21 protein-coding genes are annotated in these 18,892 nt (G+C 69.6%); 19 read left to right on the top strand and 2 right to left on the bottom strand.

Features of this window, described 5'->3' with window-relative positions; genetic code table 11:
• The first annotated feature begins 169 nt into the window (after positions 1-169).
• The 7 genes from AD72_RS37775 to recN all read left to right on the top strand — a co-directional run bounded on the left by AD72_RS37775 (position 170) and on the right by recN (position 8,044).
• Positions 170-1,567 (top strand): tetratricopeptide repeat protein, encoded by a 1,398-nt coding sequence (locus tag AD72_RS37775; RefSeq protein ID WP_231645049.1) that lies wholly within the window; start codon positions 170-172, stop codon positions 1,565-1,567.
• Positions 1,564-2,568 carry an HAD-IIA family hydrolase gene (locus tag AD72_RS30335; protein ID WP_031470061.1) on the top strand — a complete coding sequence of 335 codons (1,005 nt, stop codon included), beginning with the start codon at positions 1,564-1,566 and terminating at the stop codon, positions 2,566-2,568. Before AD72_RS37775 ends, AD72_RS30335 begins: the two co-directional genes overlap by 4 nt.
• A gap of 9 nt (positions 2,569-2,577) precedes the next feature.
• Positions 2,578-2,742, top strand: a complete 165-nt coding sequence (locus AD72_RS37305) for a hypothetical protein (protein WP_197285122.1) — start codon at positions 2,578-2,580, stop codon at positions 2,740-2,742.
• Positions 2,743-2,748: 6 nt separating this feature from the next.
• A complete protein-coding gene (locus AD72_RS30330) occupies positions 2,749-3,582 on the top strand; it encodes a TlyA family RNA methyltransferase (protein WP_031470060.1) in 834 nt (277 codons plus the stop codon).
• 32 nt (positions 3,583-3,614) lie between these two features.
• Positions 3,615-4,511, top strand: coding sequence for an NAD kinase (locus AD72_RS30325; protein WP_031470059.1), 897 nt, complete (start codon positions 3,615-3,617; stop codon positions 4,509-4,511).
• Positions 4,508-6,043, top strand: coding sequence for an alpha/beta hydrolase (locus tag AD72_RS30320; protein WP_051899171.1), 1,536 nt, complete (start codon positions 4,508-4,510; stop codon positions 6,041-6,043). Before AD72_RS30325 ends, AD72_RS30320 begins: the two co-directional genes overlap by 4 nt.
• A gap of 81 nt (positions 6,044-6,124) precedes the next feature.
• Positions 6,125-8,044, top strand: coding sequence for a DNA repair protein RecN (gene recN / locus AD72_RS30315; RefSeq protein ID WP_231645047.1), 1,920 nt, complete (start codon positions 6,125-6,127; stop codon positions 8,042-8,044).
• Here the strand turns inward: recN and AD72_RS36835 are convergent.
• Entirely contained in the window at positions 8,008-8,256 is a 249-nt protein-coding gene (locus AD72_RS36835; RefSeq protein WP_156365430.1) for a hypothetical protein, read from the bottom strand. The two genes, recN and AD72_RS36835, sit on opposite strands and share 37 nt — an antisense overlap.
• Here AD72_RS36835 and steA point away from each other — a divergent pair.
• From steA to AD72_RS30295, 4 genes are all read left to right on the top strand, one after another.
• Positions 8,240-9,424, top strand: coding sequence for a putative cytokinetic ring protein SteA (steA, locus tag AD72_RS30310; protein WP_031470056.1), 1,185 nt, complete (start codon positions 8,240-8,242; stop codon positions 9,422-9,424). The two genes, AD72_RS36835 and steA, sit on opposite strands and share 17 nt — an antisense overlap.
• The gene (locus tag AD72_RS30305; RefSeq protein ID WP_031470055.1) at positions 9,421-10,359 is read left to right on the top strand and encodes a copper transporter; all 939 of its coding nucleotides are present in this window, start codon (positions 9,421-9,423) and stop codon (positions 10,357-10,359) included. The genes steA and AD72_RS30305 overlap by 4 nt, the downstream gene beginning before the upstream one ends.
• A gap of 343 nt (positions 10,360-10,702) precedes the next feature.
• Entirely contained in the window at positions 10,703-12,415 is a 1,713-nt protein-coding gene (pyrG, locus tag AD72_RS30300) for a CTP synthase (RefSeq protein ID WP_031470054.1), read from the top strand.
• Positions 12,412-13,029 carry an NUDIX domain-containing protein gene (locus tag AD72_RS30295; RefSeq protein WP_031470053.1) on the top strand — a complete coding sequence of 206 codons (618 nt, stop codon included), beginning with the start codon at positions 12,412-12,414 and terminating at the stop codon, positions 13,027-13,029. Before pyrG ends, AD72_RS30295 begins: the two co-directional genes overlap by 4 nt.
• Before the next feature lie 12 nt (positions 13,030-13,041).
• Here the strand turns inward: AD72_RS30295 and AD72_RS30290 are convergent, their stop codons facing one another.
• A complete protein-coding gene (locus AD72_RS30290; protein ID WP_031470052.1) occupies positions 13,042-13,545 on the bottom strand; it encodes a DUF1707 domain-containing protein in 504 nt (167 codons plus the stop codon).
• A gap of 55 nt (positions 13,546-13,600) precedes the next feature.
• Between AD72_RS30290 and AD72_RS30285 the strand changes: the two genes are divergently transcribed.
• From AD72_RS30285 to AD72_RS30250, 8 genes are all read left to right on the top strand, one after another.
• Complete coding sequence (locus tag AD72_RS30285; RefSeq protein WP_031470051.1) at positions 13,601-14,521, top strand: site-specific tyrosine recombinase XerD; 921 nt, start codon at positions 13,601-13,603, stop codon at positions 14,519-14,521.
• 37 nt (positions 14,522-14,558) lie between these two features.
• The gene (locus AD72_RS30280; RefSeq protein ID WP_197285121.1) at positions 14,559-15,434 is read left to right on the top strand and encodes a ParA family protein; all 876 of its coding nucleotides are present in this window, start codon (positions 14,559-14,561) and stop codon (positions 15,432-15,434) included.
• Entirely contained in the window at positions 15,431-15,775 is a 345-nt protein-coding gene (locus AD72_RS30275; protein ID WP_031470049.1) for a hypothetical protein, read from the top strand. The genes AD72_RS30280 and AD72_RS30275 overlap by 4 nt, the downstream gene beginning before the upstream one ends.
• A 73-nt stretch (positions 15,776-15,848) precedes the next feature.
• On the top strand, positions 15,849-16,697 hold the full coding sequence (locus tag AD72_RS30270) for a segregation and condensation protein A (RefSeq protein ID WP_031470048.1): 849 nt from the start codon (positions 15,849-15,851) through the stop codon (positions 16,695-16,697).
• Complete coding sequence (gene scpB / locus AD72_RS30265) at positions 16,694-17,476, top strand: SMC-Scp complex subunit ScpB (RefSeq protein WP_231645044.1); 783 nt, start codon at positions 16,694-16,696, stop codon at positions 17,474-17,476. Before AD72_RS30270 ends, scpB begins: the two co-directional genes overlap by 4 nt.
• On the top strand, positions 17,463-18,203 hold the full coding sequence (locus AD72_RS30260) for a pseudouridine synthase (RefSeq protein ID WP_031470046.1): 741 nt from the start codon (positions 17,463-17,465) through the stop codon (positions 18,201-18,203). The genes scpB and AD72_RS30260 overlap by 14 nt, the downstream gene beginning before the upstream one ends.
• Positions 18,204-18,236: 33 nt before the next feature.
• Positions 18,237-18,527 (top strand): type II toxin-antitoxin system Phd/YefM family antitoxin, encoded by a 291-nt coding sequence (locus AD72_RS30255; RefSeq protein ID WP_082469234.1) that lies wholly within the window; start codon positions 18,237-18,239, stop codon positions 18,525-18,527.
• The gene (locus AD72_RS30250) at positions 18,527-18,892 is read left to right on the top strand and encodes a type II toxin-antitoxin system RelE family toxin (RefSeq protein WP_037347848.1); all 366 of its coding nucleotides are present in this window, start codon (positions 18,527-18,529) and stop codon (positions 18,890-18,892) included. The genes AD72_RS30255 and AD72_RS30250 overlap by 1 nt, the downstream gene beginning before the upstream one ends.

Here is an 18,892-nt window from a genome sequence, read left to right as displayed (position 1 = left end):
ACACCGCCGAACTCAACTTCTTCAGGGCCTGTGGCGATTTCCGCCACAGGCCCTGAAGCATGTCCGGACACCGATGCGTTCCCCGGTTCGCCGTGCGGTCACGGCGGCGGGCACACTGGACTTTGCAGATTTACCGGTGCTTGGTGCACCGACGAGGAGGAACGAACCCATGTCCGAAGACAACGCAGGCTCGCGCGGCAAGGACCGGCGCGGCGATGGTGGCGACCGCCCGAGGCGTCAAGGGCAGGGATTCAAGGGCGCGCGCTCCGGTGGCCCACGCGGTCAGGGCCAGGGAGGCCAGGGCCAGCGTGGTCAAGGTCCGCGCGGCCAGGGATCGCGTGGTCAGGGGACTGGCGGGGACAGGTCCCGCCAACAGGGTGGCGATCGGCGCGGTGGCTATGGGAACCGGCGTGACGACACACGTGGCGGTCCCCGCGGGGGCGGCGAACGCCGGTTCGACGACAAGCGCGGCCGGGATGGTGGCCCTTCGGGGGCGAAGCCGTTCCGTTCCTCGGGCGACAAGCCCTACCGTTCCTCGGGCGACCGGCCGTACCGCGGCTCCGGGGACAAACCGTTCCGCGACAAGCCGTACCGCGCTTCCGGCGACAAGCCCTATCGGGACAAGCCGTTCCGGGACAAGCCGAGCGGCGGTAAACCGCAGCGGGACAGGCCGTTCAACGACCGCGGCCCGGCGAGGCGCGAAGGAACCGGTCAGGGAAACGACCGGTTCGGGGGTAAACCACACCGGGACCGCGCAGGCGGCAACAAACAGCACGGCAGCCGTCCGGCGCGGGACCGGGCACCGCAGGGACGCCGCTTCGACAAGCCGCACGTGGCCAACCAGAAGCCCGAGGTAGAACGCAAGCAGGTACCGGAACCCCCGTTACCGGAGGGCATCAAGGCGCAGTCGCTGGACAGTGCGGCGCGCAAGGATCTGCTCGGCCTGCCGAAGGAGCTCGCGGACAAGATCGGCAAGCACCTCGTCGCAGCGGGCGGGCTCGTCGACGAGAACCCGGAACAGGCTCTGGCGCACGCGCGTTACGCCCGCTCCAGGGCGAGCCGTCTCGCCGTGGTCCGGGAAGCGGCCGGGCTCGCCGCCTATCACGCGGGTGAATGGGCGGAGGCGATCGCGGAGCTGCGTGCCTACCGCAGGATGACGCACGGGAACACGCACCTGGCGGTCATGGCCGACTGTGAACGGGCGCTGGGCCGCCCGCAGCGGGCCCTCGACATGGCCCGCGAGGCACGCGGCAGTCAGCTCGACAAGGCCGAGGCGGTGGAACTGCGCATCGTCGCCGCCGGGGCGCGCCGTGATCTCGGTCAGCTCGAAGCGGCCGTGGTCGACCTGCAGGGTCACGATCTCGACCCGAAACGACGGGAGCCGTGGAGCGCGCGGCTGTTCTACGCCTACGCCGACAATCTGCTTGCGGCGGGGCGCCAGTCCGAGGCGGTGACCTGGTTCCTGCACGCCGCCGAAGCGGACACCGAGGACCTCACGGACGCCCCGGAGCGCGCGTTCGAGGTCTCCGAGGCGCTGCGTTCCCCGGATCGCGGACAGGGCTCGTGATCCTCGACCGGTACGACGCACTGTTGCTCGACCTGGACGGCACGGTCTACCGCGGAACCGAAGCGGTGGACGGCGCGCAGGAGGCCGTGCGCGCGGCAGCCGAACACGGCGTTTCGGTGCGGTTCGTGACGAACAACGCTTCCCGGGCCCCGGAAACGGTGGCCACGGGCCTGCGCGAGCTAGGCATCGCGGCGACCGCCGGGGAGGTCGACACCAGCGCGCAGGCGGCCGCTGCGGTGGTCGCGGACCAGGTCGGACCGGGTTCCGCGGTCCTCGTCGTGGGTAGCCCGGCGCTCGCCGAGGAGATCGCCGCGCTCGGCCTGCGCCCGGTCCGGGACAACACCGGGCCCGTCGCCGCCGTCGTACAGGGACTGAGCAAGGACATCGGCTGGTCCGACCTCGCCGAGGCCTGTATTGCCATCAACGCCGGCGCGCGCTGGGTCGCCGCGAACACCGACCCGACCCTGCCGACCGAACGCGGCCTGCTTCCCGGTAACGGCTCGCTCGTCGCGGCGCTGCGCGCGGCGACCGGTGCGGAACCGGTCGTGGCGGGCAAGCCCGAGGCCCCGCTGATGCGTGCGGCGATCGAGGCAGCTGGTGCCCGCACGCCACTGGTCGTCGGGGACCGGCTGGACACCGATATCGCGGGCGCGGTGACCGTCGGCGCCGATTCCATGCTCGTGCTCAGCGGGGTCAGCGGCGCCACCGAACTGCTCGGTGCCCCGGCGGCCCGGCGGCCGACCTACATCGCGGCCGACCTCGCCGGGGTGTTCGGTGAACCGGACCGTCTCGCCGTCGCCGAGGACCCGGACTGGACGGTGCGCGAGTCCGGCGACGGCCTCACCGTGTCAGGGGACGGTGACCCGATCGGGCTGCTGCGGACCCTGTGCGCCATCGCGTGGCGAATGCCGAGCGCACCGAAGGCGCTCGAGGCGCACGGCGGCCCGGCGGACGCGGCACTGCGCGCACTCGGGCTCGGCGAGCGCGACGCGATCGGCTAGCGTGGAACGGTGGACGAGAACCAGCAGGAATCCGAGGGTCCGGTCGAGGTGCTCAACGCAGCCGTCGCCGACACCGAGGGGCTCGGGGAAGTCCCCGTCGCCGACCACGTTGTCAGGTTCGAAGCCGTGCACACGGCCCTGACCGACGCGCTCGGCTCGATCGACGAGGTCTGAGGACACGTGGCGAAACGCGCTGGGGCGAAACCGGCACGGCTCGACGCGGAACTCGTTCGCCGCGGGCTCGCCAGGTCACGGGCGCACGCGGCCGAACTGATCGAGGCCGGCCGGGTCTCGGTCCGCGGCGTGCTCGCGCACAAGCCGGCCACCGGGGTGAGCCCGGACATCTCGCTCGTCGTGGCCGAGGACAGTTCGGACGAGGACTGGGCCTCCCGGGGCGCCCACAAACTGCTCGGTGCCCTGGAAGCGTTCGAACCGCTCGGGCTCACCGTGGACGGTCGCCGCTGCCTCGACGCGGGGGCATCGACCGGCGGGTTCACCGATGTGTTGCTGCGCAGGGGCGCGCGCACGGTGGTGGCCGCGGACGTGGGGCGCGGACTCCTGATCTGGCGGCTGCGCACGGACGAGCGGGTCGAGGTGCTCGAACGGACCAATGTGCGGGCGCTGACCACCGAACAGATCGGGGGCGAGGTCGACCTGATCGTGGCCGACCTTTCGTTCATCTCGCTCGGTCTCGTGCTTCCCGCCCTCGCGTCCTGTCTCGCGGCGGAGGCCGATCTGGTTCCGATGGTCAAACCGCAGTTCGAGGTCGGCAAGCAGCGCGTGGGGGCCGGCGGGGTGGTCCGGGACCCGGCGCTGCACGCCGAAGCGGTGCGCACGGTGATCGGGGAGGCCGTCACACTCGGTCTCGCCCCGCGCGGCGTCGTGGCCAGCCCACTGCCCGGCCCGTCCGGCAATGTCGAATACTTCGTATGGTTTCGACGTGGACCGGCCCCCGATCCCGAGGCCGTGGCGCGCATGGTGGACGATGCCGTCGCTGCCGGACCGGCACGATAGATTCCGCTCGGCTGGGATGACGAGGAGGAGCGGTGACTGAACGCGAGGTGCTGTTCGTCGCCCATACCGGTCGCGCGTCGAACCGCCGCACCGCGGCCAGGGTCGCCGACTGGTTCGACCGCGGTGGCGTTCGCCTGCGTACGTTGCCCGATCAGGCCGCGGATCTCGGGCCGAACTGGCGGCACCCGATCATCGAGGACGGTGCGGCGGCCGCGGAGAACGTCGATCTCGTGTTCGCGCTCGGCGGGGATGGCACCATGCTGCGAGCTGCGGAACTGGCTCGCCCGGCGGGGGTTCCCGTGCTCGGGGTGAACCTCGGCCGGGTCGGATTCCTCGCCGAGGCCGATTCGGACGCCCTCGAGGAGGCGGTCCGGCTCGTGCTCGAGCGCCGCTACCAGGTCGACGAACGCGCCACCGTGGATGTGCGTGCCTCGCTGCGCGGTGAGGTGTTCGCGCGCGGCTGGGCGCTCAACGAGGCATCGGTGGAGAAGAGCAGCCGGGAACGCATTCTCGATGTGCGGATCGAGGTCGACTCGCGCCCGGTCTCGGCCTTCGGCTGCGACGGGGTGCTGTGCGCGACGCCGACCGGATCCACGGCCTATGCCTTCTCCGCGGGCGGGCCGGTGATCTGGCCCGATGTGGCCGCCATGCTCGTGGTGCCGAGCAACGCCCACGCCATGTTCGCGCGGCCGCTGGTCGTCTCGCCGTCCTCGGTGGTCTCGATCGAGGTCGATCCGGGCGGGCACGATGCGGTGCTGTGCTGCGACGGCCGGCGCAGCGTCGAACTGCCCGCCGGTGCGCGCGTCGACATCGTGGAGGGATCCGCACCGGTGCGGCTCGTCCGGCTCCGCGAAGGCCCCTTCACCGATCGGCTCGTCCGGAAGTTCGGGCTCCCCGTGCAGGGCTGGCGCGGGGCGGGCGCCGAATGAGGAAAAGGAAGCGGAAGCGCCCCGCGAGACGCCTTCCCGCCCTGCTCTGCTGTGCCCTCGCCGGTGTCCTCGCGCTGACCGCGTGCTCCGCGGGGCAGGACCGGGGATCGGAACGGGCACCGGCGAAACCACCCGGCGCCGGGGTACCGGCGGGTACCAATGGCGCGACGCCGCCCGCGCTCGACTGGCGCCCGTGCGGTGGCGGATTCCGGTGTACCGAGGCAGCGGTGCCGTTGGATTACCGCGCACCACACGGCAAGCGGATCACCCTGCCGCTCATCATGCGGCCCGCCGAGGACCGCGCACACGTCACCGGACCGCTGTTCGTCAACTACGGCGGACCGGGCACTCCCGGCGTCGGCATGCTGCGCAAGCAGGGACCGAAGTATCCGGAGCAGCTGCGCAGGCACTTCGACCTGCTCGCCTTCGATCCGCGGGGGACCGGGCCCAACACCCCGCACTGTGCACCGGGCGCGCAGGCTCCCCAGGGGCCGCCAGGTTCCGCACGGTTCTGGGCGACGGCGACATCGACCGGACGCGCCTGCGCCCAGGATCCGCTGCTCGATCACGCCTCCAGCGCGAACACCGCGCGCGATATGGACCTGATCCGTCAAGCGGCCCGGGCCGAGCGGATCAGTTACCTCGGCTACTCGTACGGCACCTACCTCGGTGCGGTCTACGCGAACATGTTTCCCTCCCATGTGCGTGCGATGACCTTCGACGGGACACTCGACCTCGTCGCGAACTCCACCGGCAGGCCGGGCACCCGTGACCAACCGGTCGATGTGCGCGCCGGTGTGGCCGACGCCCAGCGGGCCCAACTCGACCAGTTCCTCACGGCCTGCGCCAAGGCGGCCGGGGCCTGCCCGTTCGCCGCGGGCGGTGACCCGAAGCGCAAATGGACCGAACTGGTCACGGCCCTCGGCCGGGACGGGCGGAGCGCGGGACTGTTCGAACGGGTCTTCAGCGATCTCGAGACGGGCGCCCCGATGTGGACCTACCTCGCCAAGACATTGGAGCGCACCTACCGATCCGTCCGTCCGGGAGAAACCGGCGAACAGCGCACGGCATCGGTGCGTGATCCGTACGTACCGAGCCACTCGGCCGGATTCCTCGCCGTGCAGTGCGTCGACAGCGACATCCCCCAGCGGAAGTCACGTTATCCGGAACTGGCTCGTCGCGCGGGAACGCACGATCCGGCCTTCGGCGCCTCGGCCGTGTACGACATGGCCCAGTGCGTCGGCTGGCCGGGAAAAGACGAAGACCGCTACCAGGGCCCGTGGAACGCGCACCTCGCCGCGCCGGTGCTGATCATCAACAACCGCTACGATCCCGCGACCCCCTTGCCGAACGCCGAATCCACGGCCGGGGAACTCGACCGCGCACGTGTCCTCGTCGTCGACGGTGCCGGACACACCTCGCTCAACGTGCACAGTGCCTGTGCCTCGAACGCGATGGCCGCCTATTTCACCGGTCTGAAACCACCACCCAGCGGCACCACCTGCCCTCCTGACTATCGCCCGTTCTCCTGAGGAGTTTATCGAACATATTTTCGACTCGCCAGGGTGAAGGGGCTTGCCAACACCCCCGTGATCGAAGGTATGTTCGAGCCCGTGTTGACGGAGATGCTGATTTCCGGTCTCGGCGTGATCGACGAGGCCGCGATCGAGCCGCACCCGGGATTCACCGTGGTCACCGGGGAAACCGGTGCGGGCAAGACCATGGTGGTCAGCGGGCTGCACCTGCTCTCCGGTGGGCGCGCCGACGCGGCGAAGGTGCGAACGGGTGCGCCCAAGGCCGTCGTCGAGGGCCGGTTCGGAGTTCCTCCAGGCTCCGCGGCCCTCGACGTGGCAACCGACGCGGGGGCGGACGCCGATGACGACGGCTCGCTCATCGCGCTGCGCACGGTGGCCGCGGACGGACGCTCCCGTGCCCATCTCGGCGGGCGATCGGCGCCGGTCGGGGTGCTCTCCGAACTCACCGATTCACTCATCGCCGTGCACGGCCAGAACGATCAGCTCCGGCTGCTGCGGTCGACGCAGCAGCGGACCATGCTCGACCGGTTCGCGGGATCCCCGGTGGCCGCGCCGCTCGAGCGATACCGGACGTTGCGCGCGGAATGGCTCGCCGTGTGTGCCGAGCTCACCGAACGAACCGAGCGCGCACGCGAGCTGGCGCGGGAGGCGGACCTGCTGCGGCACGGCCTGGATGAGATCGGCGCGGTCGATCCGCAGCCGGGTGAGGACGCCGAACTGGTCGCGATGGCGCGCAGGCTCGCGGACGTCGAGCAGCTCAGGGAAGCCTCCATGCGGGCACACGAGGCGCTCACCGGGGCCCAGGACGGAGACCCCGACGCGCCGGGCGCGCTCGGCCTCGTGGACCTCGCGCGCAAGGTGCTGACCTCGTCCGAGGACGAGGCGCTGCGCCAGCTGGCCCCGCGCCTGGACGAGGCGGCGGCCCTGCTCGCCGATGTGACCGGGGAGCTCGGCGGCTACCAGGACGGGCTCGAGGCGGACCCGGAACGACTGCAGCAGATCCTGGCCCGGCAGGCCGAACTCAAGGCACTCACCAAGAAGTACGCCGCGGACATCGACGGCGTGCTGGAGTGGGCCGAGGGCGCCCGGGAGCGGCTGGCCGGTGCCGACACCTCCGATGAGGCGATCGCCGAACTGGTCGCACGGCGGGATGCCCTGGCCGCCGAACTCGCCGAGGCCGCGACGGAACTGAGCACGGCGCGGGCGACCGCGGCGAACGGTCTCGCGAAGGAGGCGACCACCGAACTGGCCGCGCTGGCGATGCCGGATGCCGAACTGCATGTCGCGGTGACCGCGCACGAGGTGGCCAGTGGCGCCGAGCACGCGCTGCGGGTCGGCAAGCGGACCGTCAGCGCCGGTCCGGACGGCATCGACGATGTGGACATCCGGTTGCGCCCGCATCCCGGCTCGGATCCGCTGCCGATCGGCAAGGGGGCCTCCGGTGGTGAGCTCTCCCGGGTGATGCTCGCCCTCGAGGTGGTGCTCGCGCACGCGAACCCGGTTCCCACACTGGTCTTCGACGAGGTGGACGCCGGTGTGGGTGGAAAGGCTGCGGTCGAGGTCGGCAGGCGGCTCGCCAAACTCGCGGCCACCCATCAGGTCATCGTGGTCACCCATCTCCCGCAGGTGGCGGCGTTCGCCGACAAACACCTGGTCGTGGACAAGAACTCGAACGGTGGAGTGACGCGCAGCGGTATTCGTCAGCTCGCCGATGAGCAGCGGGTTGTCGAACTGTCCCGGATGCTCGCCGGGATGGACTCCACCGATACCGGTCGCGCGCACGCGGAGGAACTGCTCGAGCTGGCGCGCGCGGCCAAGAGCGGCACGGAGGAAACCGGCGGCAACCGGGCGCAGCGAGCACGCAAGCGCCCGGCGACCACCTGTGTCGGAGCGCAGTCCGGTGGTAAGTCCGCTTCGGACGGAAAGAACTCGAACGGCAAAGGTAAGCCTCGCCAGAAGTCTCAGCCGAAAAATGCGAAGGAGAAGATGCCGATGTGATCCACGCCGATCGACAACCGAATATTGCGCGGTGCGGTCACAGGGCGGCCGGGGAGGAACGCCTGAACTGGGGAGAATTCAGCGCCGAGGGGAACTAATTGAGCCGATGATGCGGCTCGTGACGTGAAGTATTCATCGACATGCGTTCGGCGTGGCAACGTCATTATCACGAGCACATTTGTCACCATCAGCCACATGAAGATCTCGTCCATGCTCACGCGTCCGAACCAGACACTGCCCGGTATCACGGGCGTGGCGCGGGTCGACCGGCGTACCGGTGACCTGCTGCGGCGCGTCAGCGCGGGCGACATCGTGGTTCTCGATCAGCTCGACCTGGATCGGCGTACCGCGGACGCACTGGTCAACGCCGAGGTGGCAGGTGTGGTCAACGCCTCTCCATCGACCTCGGGCCGGTTCCCGAACCTCGGTCCGGAGGTTCTGGTCGCCGCGGGAATACCGCTCATCGACAATGTGGGCGGCGAGGTGCTGCACGCGGTCAAGGACGGCATGAAGCTGCGCCTGCACGAGGGCGTCGTCTACCAGGGGGAACGCGAGCTCGCGAGCGGGGTGGAGCAGACCTCGGAGTCGGTCGCGGACCAGATGATCGAGGCGAAGGCCGGAATGTCAGCCCAGCTCGAGGCCTTTTCCGCGAACACGATCGAATTCCTCCGCAAGGAGCGCACGCTCATCCTCGACGGAGTCGGGGTACCCGAGCTGCACACCGGTATGCGGGATCGTGAGGTGCTCGTGGTCGGTGACGGCCGGGACGCGCCCGAGGACCTGAAAGCACTCAAGCGCTATATCAAGGAGCACCAGCCGATCCTCGTCGGCGTTGACACCGGGGCGGACACGCTGTTCCACGCCGGGTACCGGCCGAGCGTGATCGTGGGCGACCCGCAGGGGATCGGCACCGAAACCCTCAAGAGCGGGGCCGAGGTCGTCGTGCCCGCACAGGCCGACGGCTACGCGCCCGGGCTCGAACGGATCCAGGATCTCGGCATCGGCGCGGTCACCTTCCCCGCCTCGGGGAACCCGGAGGACCTCGCGCTGCTGCTGGCCGAGGCCGGGAACGCGAGCCTCGTGGTCACCGCGGGATTCCAGGCGACCCTGCGGGAGTTCCTCGACCGGGGCCGCTCGGGCTCCAACCCGTCGACCTTCCTGACCAAGCTCAAGCTCGGCAGCAAGGTCGTGGACGCGAAGGCCGTGGCCACGCTGCACCGCAGTAGGGTCTCCACCGGCGCGATCGTGCTGCTGATCGTCGCCGCCCTCGCAGTACTGCTCGCCGCCTTGCTGCTCTCGGATGTCGGCAAGGTCTACCTGAACTACGTCGGCGACGCCTGGGACTCCCTCGTCGCCTGGGTCAAGGGGCTCTTCACGTGATTTCCCTCCGCTACCACGTCATCTCCATCGCGGCGGTGTTCCTCGCGCTCGCACTCGGGGTGGTGCTCGGCTCGACGACCTTGTCGAACACGCTCCTGTCCGGGCTGTCCAACCAGAAGGACGACCTGTCGGCGCGCCTGTCCGACGAGCAGGCGCAGAACAACGTGCTGCGGGCGAAGCTGGACCGCGCGGACAAGTTCGCGGCCGGGGTCGGCCCGACCGCGGTCAAGGGCGTGCTGGACCGGCGCACCGTCGCCATCGTGAGCACCCCGGACGCGAGTCAGCGGGCCAAGGACGCCATCGGTGGCCTGGTGAAGAACGCCGGTGGATCGGTGACCGCCCAGCTGCAGCTCACCAAGGACTTCTCCGATCCGAGCAAGTCCGACCAGCTGCGGGACCTCGTGACCCGCGTGATCCCCTCCGGAGCGCAGCTGCCGACGGCCTCCGATCCGGGCACCTTGTCCGGGGGCCTGCTCGGTTCGCTGTTGTTGCTCGGTAAGAACAACCAGCCGCAGGCCAACCCGCAGGAGACCTCGGCGGCGATCTCGGCACTCAGCGACGGGGGTTTCGTCCGCGCCAGCGGTGACGTCAAGCCAGCGCAGCTGGCGATCGTGCTCACCGGGGGCGCGGAGAAGGGCGACGCGGCGGGCGACCAGGCCTCGACCGTCGCACGATTCGCCGCGCAGCTCGACAAGTCCGGCGCCGGCGCCGTGCTGGGCGGTGGCGACGGTTCCGCACAGGGCAACGGGGCCGTCGGAGTGGCCCGCGCGGACAGCGCGATCAACTCCCAACTGTCCACAGTGGATGACACGGACCTCGCGCAGGGCCAGATCGCGACGATCTTCGCGCTCGCCGAACAGCTCAACGGGCAGTCCGGCCAGTACGGAACCGCGGGCAACGCGAAGGCCCCGCTGCCGGGCAACGCGCAGGGCTGAGGCGCAGGCCCGAGACACAGGGCCGAGACACAGGGCCGGGGTATCCGGCTGAGGTACCGGGCTGGGGCGCAAACACACGAGGCCGAGCCGAACAGCGAGTGGTGCACCCTTTATCGGTGGTTCCCGATCGAGCGGTGCCCCGCACGCGTGGCCGACGCACCCGGGAGCGGCTCGTGTCGGTTCTCCGCGCCAGTGGTGTTAGGCTGGAGTCCCGTGAACGGCTGGGCCGCACGAACGGCGGATTCGGTGATCCACCGGCGCCGCGAGTGGCTAGGCGTTCGCCTCGGTGGCAGCACGCGGACCGAGTACCGAGCCAGCACTCACGTCACGGGGAGCCCACAAGGTGGCATCGACTCGCCAGACCAAGCACATCTTCGTCACCGGAGGCGTCGCCTCATCGCTGGGTAAGGGACTGACGGCGTCCAGCCTCGGTCAGTTGCTCACCGCACGCGGGCTCCGGGTGACCATGCAGAAGCTGGATCCCTACCTCAACGTGGATCCGGGCACCATGAACCCGTTCCAGCACGGCGAGGTGTTCGTCACCGAGGACGGCGCGGAGACCGATCTCGACATCGGGCACTACGAGCGTTTCCTCGACCGGAACCTGAACGGCACGGCCAATGTCACGACCGGCCAGGTGTACTCGGATGTGATCGCCAAGGAGCGCCGCGGCGAGTACCTCGGCGACACGGTCCAGGTGATCCCGCACATCACCGACGAGATCAAGCGCCGGATCTTCGCGATGTCCTCGGCGGACGAGGACGGGATCGTTCCGGATGTGGTGATCACCGAGGTCGGCGGAACGGTCGGGGACATCGAATCGCAGCCGTTCCTCGAGGCGATCCGCCAGGTCCGCCACGACGTCGGCCGGGACGACTGCTTCTTCCTGCACGTCTCGCTCGTGCCGTTCCTCGCGCCGTCCGGGGAGCTGAAGACCAAACCGACGCAGCATTCGGTCGCCGCGCTGCGCAACATCGGTATCCAGCCCGACGCACTCGTCTGCCGCGCGGACCGGGAACTGCCCGAATCGCTGAAGAACAAGATGGCGCTGATGTGCGATGTGGACACCGAAGCGGTGATCGCCTGCCCGGACGCGCCGTCGATCTACGACATCCCGAAGGTCATCCACGCCGAGGGGCTCGACGCCTACGTGGTGCGCAGGCTCGATCTGCCGTTCCGCGATGTGGAGTGGACCGTGTGGGGCGGACTGCTCGACCGGGTGCACCACCCCGAGGAAACCGTCCGGATCGGACTCGTCGGGAAGTACGTGGACCTGCCCGATGCCTACCTTTCGGTCACCGAGGCCCTGCGCGCGGGCGGGTTCGGGAACCGGGCGAAGGTACAGATCGTCTGGGTGCCCTCCGATGAGTGCGCGACGGATTCCTCCGCGGCGAAGGCGCTGGCCGATCTCGACGGCGTGATCGTCCCCGGGGGCTTCGGTATCCGCGGTATCGAAGGAAAGCTCGGCGCCGTCCGCTATGCCCGTACCCGCAAGATCCCGCTGCTCGGGCTCTGCCTCGGCTTGCAGTGCATGGTGATCGAGGTCGCTCGTTCGCTTGCCGGGCTGGACAAGGCGAACTCGGCGGAGTTCGGTGAGGACACCCCGCATCCGGTGATCTCCACGATGGCCGATCAGCAGGACGTGGTCGCCGGGGAGCGCGATATGGGCGGCACGATGCGGCTCGGCGCCTACCCCGCGAAACTGGCCGAGGGCTCGGTGGCCGCGCGTGCCTACGGGAGCGGAGAGGTCTCCGAGCGGCACCGGCATCGTTACGAGGTGAACAACGCCTACCGGGACCGGCTCGCCAAGGCCGGACTGGTGTTCTCCGGGACTTCCCCGGACAACAATCTCGTGGAATTCGTCGAGCTTCCGGTCGAAGAGCATCCGTTCTTCGTTGGCACACAAGCACATCCGGAACTGAAGAGCCGACCGACCCGCCCGCACCCGCTGTTCACCGCGTTCGTCAAGGCGGCGCTCGACTACCGGGCGGCCGAGCGGCTTCCGGTGGACCTCGGCGATGTGGAGCAGCCGGCGGAATCGGTACCCTCGGCATGAACCACGTCTTCGAGACGGTCTCCTCGGAGCCCGTCTACCGGGGCAACATCTTCGCCCTGCGTGCCGATGAGGTCCTGATGCCCGGCGGGCGCACCGCGCGCCGTGAGGTCGTCGAGCACTACGGCGCGGCGGTGGTCGTCGCCCTCGACGAGGACGGCGCGGTGGTGTTGATCCACCAGTACCGGCACGCGGTCGGCAAACGGTTGTGGGAACTGCCCGCCGGACTGCTCGATGTCCCCGGCGAGTCGCCGGTGCAGACCGCGCGGCGGGAACTGGTCGAGGAGGTCGGGCTCGCCGCGCGGGACTGGCGCACGCTCGTGGATGTCGCGGCGAGCCCCGGAATGACCGACGAGGTGGCCCGGGTGTTCCTGGCCACCGGACTGTCCGAAGTGGACCGTCCGGAGCCGAGCGAGGAAGAGGCCGATCTCCGGATCCACCGGGTACCGCTGGACGAGGCGCTGCGCATGGCGATGGCCGGGCAGATCATCAACGGCTCGGCGGTGAGCGGACTGTTCGCCGCGCGCGCCGTGCTCGACGGCACGCTGCCCGCGCGGGAGGCCGAGGCCGAATTCCCCGACCGTCCCACCAGGTTCGCCGCGGGACGGAGGATCTGAGCTGCCGCGCGCCTAATCGCGCAGCGGGCGGCCCTCCCCGTCCACGCCGCCGTTCACGATCAACAGAATCCCGTCGATGAACGGCCACAGGGCGCCCACGCCGAAGGTGAAGATCGTGACGAGCAGCTGGGCGACCGCGATCCCGGTGTTGCCCGCGTAGAACCGGCCGATTCCGCACGGCAGCACGATGTTCAGTACCCCGGCGGCGACCCTCGACTTCGGGGAGAGCTGGTACTGCGGCATCGGTGGCGGCGCATAGGGCCCGGCGAGCGGGACGGCACCGGGCGGCGGCGCCTGCGGCAGCGGCGGGCGCAGGAACGAGGGGCGTGGTTCGGGCAGGTCCTCGAACAGCGCGGTGAGGTCGCCCCGGACCACGGCGGCGCCCGCCGTCGCGGTGCGCTGCCCGTACTCCTCGGCCGTGATCCGGCCGGCCTCGAAGTGCTCCCCGAGCACCGAGATGGATTCCTCCCGCTCCCGGGTCCCGATCCGCTGTGCGTCGTGCGCGGAGTCCGCCATGCCCGGGACGGTAGCACCACGAGATACCGCGGGGATTGCGTTAATCTCGGTTGTCATGGTGGCGGTCGGTGCTGTCGTGCGTTCCTACCTCGATCACCTCGGGGTGGAACGGGGATCCTCGACGAACACGCTTCGCTCGTACCGCCGCGATCTCGACCGGTACACCACCTTTCTGGGGGAGCAGGGGATCTCCGCTCTCGACGAGGTGACCGAGGACCAGGTGAGCGGATTTCTGGTCCGGTTGCGGGAGGGCACCCCGGAACAGCCGCCACTGGCCGCCTCCTCGGCCGCCCGTGCGGTCGTCGCGGTGCGCGGGCTGCACCGGTTCGCCTTTCTGGACGGGCTCTGCGAGCGGGACGCCGCCCGTGAGGTGCGCCCGCCGACCCCGCCGCGCAAACTGCCCAAGGCGCTCCCGGTCGACGATGTGCTGCGGCTGCTGGATCTGCCCGGGGACGAACCGGTGGTGCTGCGCGACCGGGCGCTGCTCGAGGTGCTGTACTCCACCGGGGCGCGCATCTCCGAGGCCGTCGGCTGCGATATCGACGACGTGCACGGTTCGGAACGAACGATCCTGTTGCGCGGCAAGGGAGGCAAGGACCGGATCGTGCCGATCGGGGTGCCCGCGCTGGAAGCGCTGGACGCCTATCTCGTGCGGGCACGCCCCGGTTTCGCCGCGAAGGGAAGGGGCACCGGCGCGGTGTTCCTCAACCAGCGGGGCGGGCGCCTTTCCCGGCAGTCGGCCTGGCAGGTGTTGCGTACCGCGGCCGAGCGCGCCGGGATCCGGGTTCCCGTTTCCCCGCACACACTCCGGCATTCCTTCGCCACGCATCTGCTCGAGGGCGGCGCGGATGTGCGGGTGGTGCAGGAACTGCTCGGACACGCCTCGGTGACCACCACTCAGGTGTACACCTTGCTCACGGTGAACGTGCTCCGCGAGGTGTATGCCACGGCGCACCCGAGGGCCCGTGGCAGATAGGCTGCGGGGAACAAGGACGACAAGGAGCCAGGTCACCATGTCGACAGCGCAGGACGAGCCGGACGAGGACCCCCGGGAGGAATCGGCACTCGGGCCGACGGGGCGCCCGAGGCGCGTGATACCGGAGCCGCCGTTGCTCGACGGCCATGGTCCCGCGCGCGTGCTCGCGATGTGCAATCAGAAAGGCGGGGTGGGCAAGACCACCTCGACGATCAACCTCGGTGCCGCGCTCACCGAATTCGGCCGCCGGGTACTGCTGGTGGACTTCGACCCACAGGGCGCCCTCTCGGTCGGACTAGGTGTCGCTCCGCATCAGCTGGATCACACCGTGTACAACGTGATCATGGACAAGGGCACCCAGGTGAGCGACGTGGTCATGCGGACCAGTGTCGAGGACATGGACCTGCTGCCGAGCAACATCGACCTGTCCGCTGCGGAGGTGCAACTGGTCGCCGAGGTCGGCCGGGAACACACCTTGCTGCGGGTGCTTGGTCCGGTACTCAACCACTACGACTACATTCTCGTGGACTGTCAGCCCTCGCTCGGCCTGCTCACGGTGAACGCGCTCACCGCGGCCGACGGGGTGGTGATCCCGCTCGAGTGCGAGTTCTTCAGCTTGCGCGGGGTCGCCCTACTCATCGACACGATCGAGAAAGTGCAGGAAAGGCTGAACCCGAAACTGCAGATCACGGGCATCCTCGCGACGATGTTCGACCCGCGCACCGTGCACTCACGCGAGGTGATGGCGCGCGTCGTCGAGGCGTTCGGGGACACCGTGTTCGACACCGTGATCAACCGAACCGTCCGGTTCCCGGAGACCACGGTCGCCGGTGAACCCATCACCACCTGGTCGCCGCGCTCGGCGGGCGCGAAGGCCTACCGCGCACTGGCGAGGGAGGTGATCTCCCGATGACCGGACGACGTGCCGCCCTGCCAGGGGCCGCCGAGCTGTTTCGCTCCACCCACGCCTCGCGGCAGAACGCCGAACGCGCCACCGCACCCGCTCCCGAGCCGAGCGGAAAGAAGACCACCGGACGCGAACGGCACTCCGCGAAAATCACCGTGTACATCTCCGACGAGGAGCTGCTCGCCCTCGAACAGGCGCGGCTGGCCTTGCGCGCCACCCACCGGCTCGCCGTCGACCGGGGCCGCATCGTGCGCGAGGCGGTCGCCGTGATGCTCGAGGACTTCGACGACCGTGGGGCCGAGTCCGTGCTGGTGCGCAGGCTCGGTGGAGAAACCGAGCGACCGTGAGCGAGCTTGCGAGCGAACCGAGGGCACAGCAGCGTTCGCGAACGGCCGAGCCGAGCGCCAGCGAGGAGCGACCGTGAGCGAGACCGCGTTCGCGCGGGGCGACGAGCCGTCCGCCGAGGCCGAACAGGTACCGAAGTTCCAGGTGAGCCTGGACAACTTCACGGGCCCGTTCGACCTGTTGCTGCAGCTGATCTCACAGCATCAGCTGGACGTGACCGAGGTGGCCCTGCACCAGGTCACCGACGATTTCATCGCCCACATCCGCGGGCTCGGGGACAACTGGAACCTGGACGAGACCACCGAGTTCCTGGTCATCGCGGCGACCCTGCTCGACCTCAAGGCCGCGCGGCTGCTGCCCGCCGGCGATGTGGAGGACGAGGAGGACCTGGCGCTGCTCGAGGCGCGGGACCTGCTGTTCGCGCGGCTGCTGCAGTACCGGGCGTACAAGCAGGTCGCGGCGCTGTTCGCGGAACTGGAGGCGGGCGCGCTGCGTCGTTATCCTCGTTCCGTGGCGCTCGAACAGCGCTACACCGAGCTGCTGCCCGAGGTGATGATCGGGGTGAGCCCGGAACGGTTCGCCGAGGTCGCGGCCTCGGTGTTCCGGCCGAAACCGCCGCCCCAGGTCTCGATCGAGCACCTGCACATGGCGAAGGTCTCGGTGCGCGAACACGCGGCCATCCTGCGCGGCAGGCTCGCCGAGCGAGGCAGTGCCACCTTCGGCCAGCTGATCGCGGACTGCGCGCACACCTACGAGGTCGTGGCCCGCTTCCTCGCCTTGCTCGAGCTGTACCGCGAGGCGAGCGTCGGGCTCGAGCAGGAGGATCCACTCGGGGAACTGAACGTGCGCTGGACGGCCAGCTCGCTCGAGGAGGCCGAGGCGGCAGCCCAGCGAAGCGGCGATGAGGAAGAGGAGTACGGGTGACGGAGCCAGAAGGCACAGCGGCCGTGAGCGAGCCGGAGGTCGAGGAGACCGCGGAGCCGGTGGCGGAACCCGAGACCGCACCGGAGACCGTGGCCGAACCGGAGACCGTGGCCGAAGCGGAAACCGAGTCCGTTGAGCCCGGGCCATCCGCTGGGGCCGGACCCGCAGCCGAGCCCGAGGCCGCGGCTGCCTCCGAACCCGAGGAGGGCATCGAGGAACCGGAACCCGGTGACCTCGACGAGGACGCGAAGCTCGAGGCGGCCTGCGAGGCGCTGCTGCTCGTGGTGGACACCCCCATCCACGAGGAGACGCTCGCCCAGACCCTCGGACAGTCCGCCGACCGGGTGCTGGAGACCCTGGAACGCCTCCGGGACCGCTACACCGCCGCCGAATCGGGTATCGATCTGCGCCGGGTCGGCGACGGCTGGCGCTACTACACCCGCGATGTGTACGCCCCGTACGTGGAGCGGCTGCTGCTCGAGGGACAGCGCGCCAAGCTCACCCGCGCCGCGCTCGAGACCCTCGCCGTGATCGCCTACCGGCAGCCGGTGACCAGGGCCAGGGTCGCTGCCGTACGCGGAGTGAACGTGGACGGTGTGATCCGCACCCTGATCGCCCGAGGGCTGATCGAGGAGGTCGGCACGGACGGCGACACGAACGCCACCCTGTACCGCACCACCGAGCTGTTCCTCGAACGCATCGGACTGGCCAGCCTGGAGGATCTTCCTCCTATCGCCCCCTTGCTTCCCGAAGTGGACTCCATCGATGACCTCGACTGAACCCGAGGGGATGCGCCTGCAGAAGGTGCTCTCCCGTGCCGGTATCGCCTCCCGCCGCGCCGCCGAGGAGATGATCGCCGACGGGCGGGTCTCCGTGAACGGCGAGCTCGTCACCGAGATGGGCAAGCGTGTCGATCCGGAGACTGCCGTGGTGCGCGTGGACGGCAGGCGGGTCGCCGTGCGCGAGGACCTCGAATACCTCGCGCTGAACAAGCCGCGCGGCATGCACACCACGATGTCCGACGAACAGGGCCGCCCCTGCGTCGGTGACCTGGTCGCCGAACACGGGAACCGGCTGTTCCACGTCGGCCGCCTGGACGCGGACACCGAGGGGCTGCTGCTGCTCACCAACGACGGCGATCTCGCGCACCGGCTGACCCATCCCTCGTTCGGTATCGCCAAGCGCTACCTCGCCGAGGTGCCCGGACCGGTGCCCAAGGAGGTCGGCAAGCGGCTGCGCGAGGGCGTGGAGCTGGACGACGGCCCCGCCGCCGTGGACGAGTACCGGCTCGTCGCCGAACACGCCGGACGGGCCCAGATCGAGGTCGTCCTGCACGAGGGACGCAATCGCATCGTGCGGCGGATGTTCGACACGGTCGGGCACCCGGTGCAGCGTCTCGTCCGCACCGCGATCGGCTCGGTGCAGCTCGGCAACCAGCGCCCGCGTACCCTGCGCCAGCTCTCCAAGGACGAGATCAGCGGCCTGTTCGCCGCGGTGGACGAGTAACATCAGGCCTGTTTTTAGGCTAAAATTCAGGCCATGAAGATGGACAGCAATGACATGGTCAGCGTCAGCGAGGCCAAGGATAAATTGTCCAGCTTGGTGAACGCCGTTGAGCGGGAGGGCAAGCAGTTCGTTGTCATGAAGCAGAATCGGGTGGCCGCGGCGATGGTCGGCGCGGAGACACTCGACCGGTTGCAGCGGCTGGACGAACTCGAAGAGGACCTTCGGCTGCTCGGTCTCGCACTCGCGCGGACAACGACCGATGACGGCGTCCGGCATTCACTGGAGAGCGTCGCGGCCGAGTTCGGCGTCGATCTGGACGACTGATGGCTGCGGTCCTGCTCACCGATGATGCCCGGGAAGACCTACGAGGCATGGACGGGGCGCAGCGCAAGCTCGTGTTGAAGGCGCTCAAGAAGCTCGAGGACAGCCCGGAGCACCGCGGTGCGCCGCTCGGCAGCCGCAGCCGGGGCGATCTGACCAGCTTCCGGAAGCTGGTCGTCGGCGACCGGGACTACCGGATTGTCTACCGGGTGGAACGAGATGGCACGGTCGTCGTGGTCTGGGTGATCGCCGGTCGTGCCGATGATCGCTGTTATGAGCTCGCGATGTCCCGATTGCGGCTGCGCGGCGGCGCCATTGCCGCCGAGATAGTGCAATTGCTCGACACTGCCTGGCAGCGCGGCGGTTAG

It is taken from the genome of Sciscionella sediminilitoris (assembly GCF_000737195.2).
Taxonomy (GTDB): Bacteria; Actinomycetota; Actinomycetes; order Mycobacteriales; family Pseudonocardiaceae; genus Sciscionella; species Sciscionella sediminilitoris.
The sequence above is the reverse complement of the archived record's forward strand: the minus strand, read 5'-3'. Positions and strand labels throughout refer to the sequence as shown.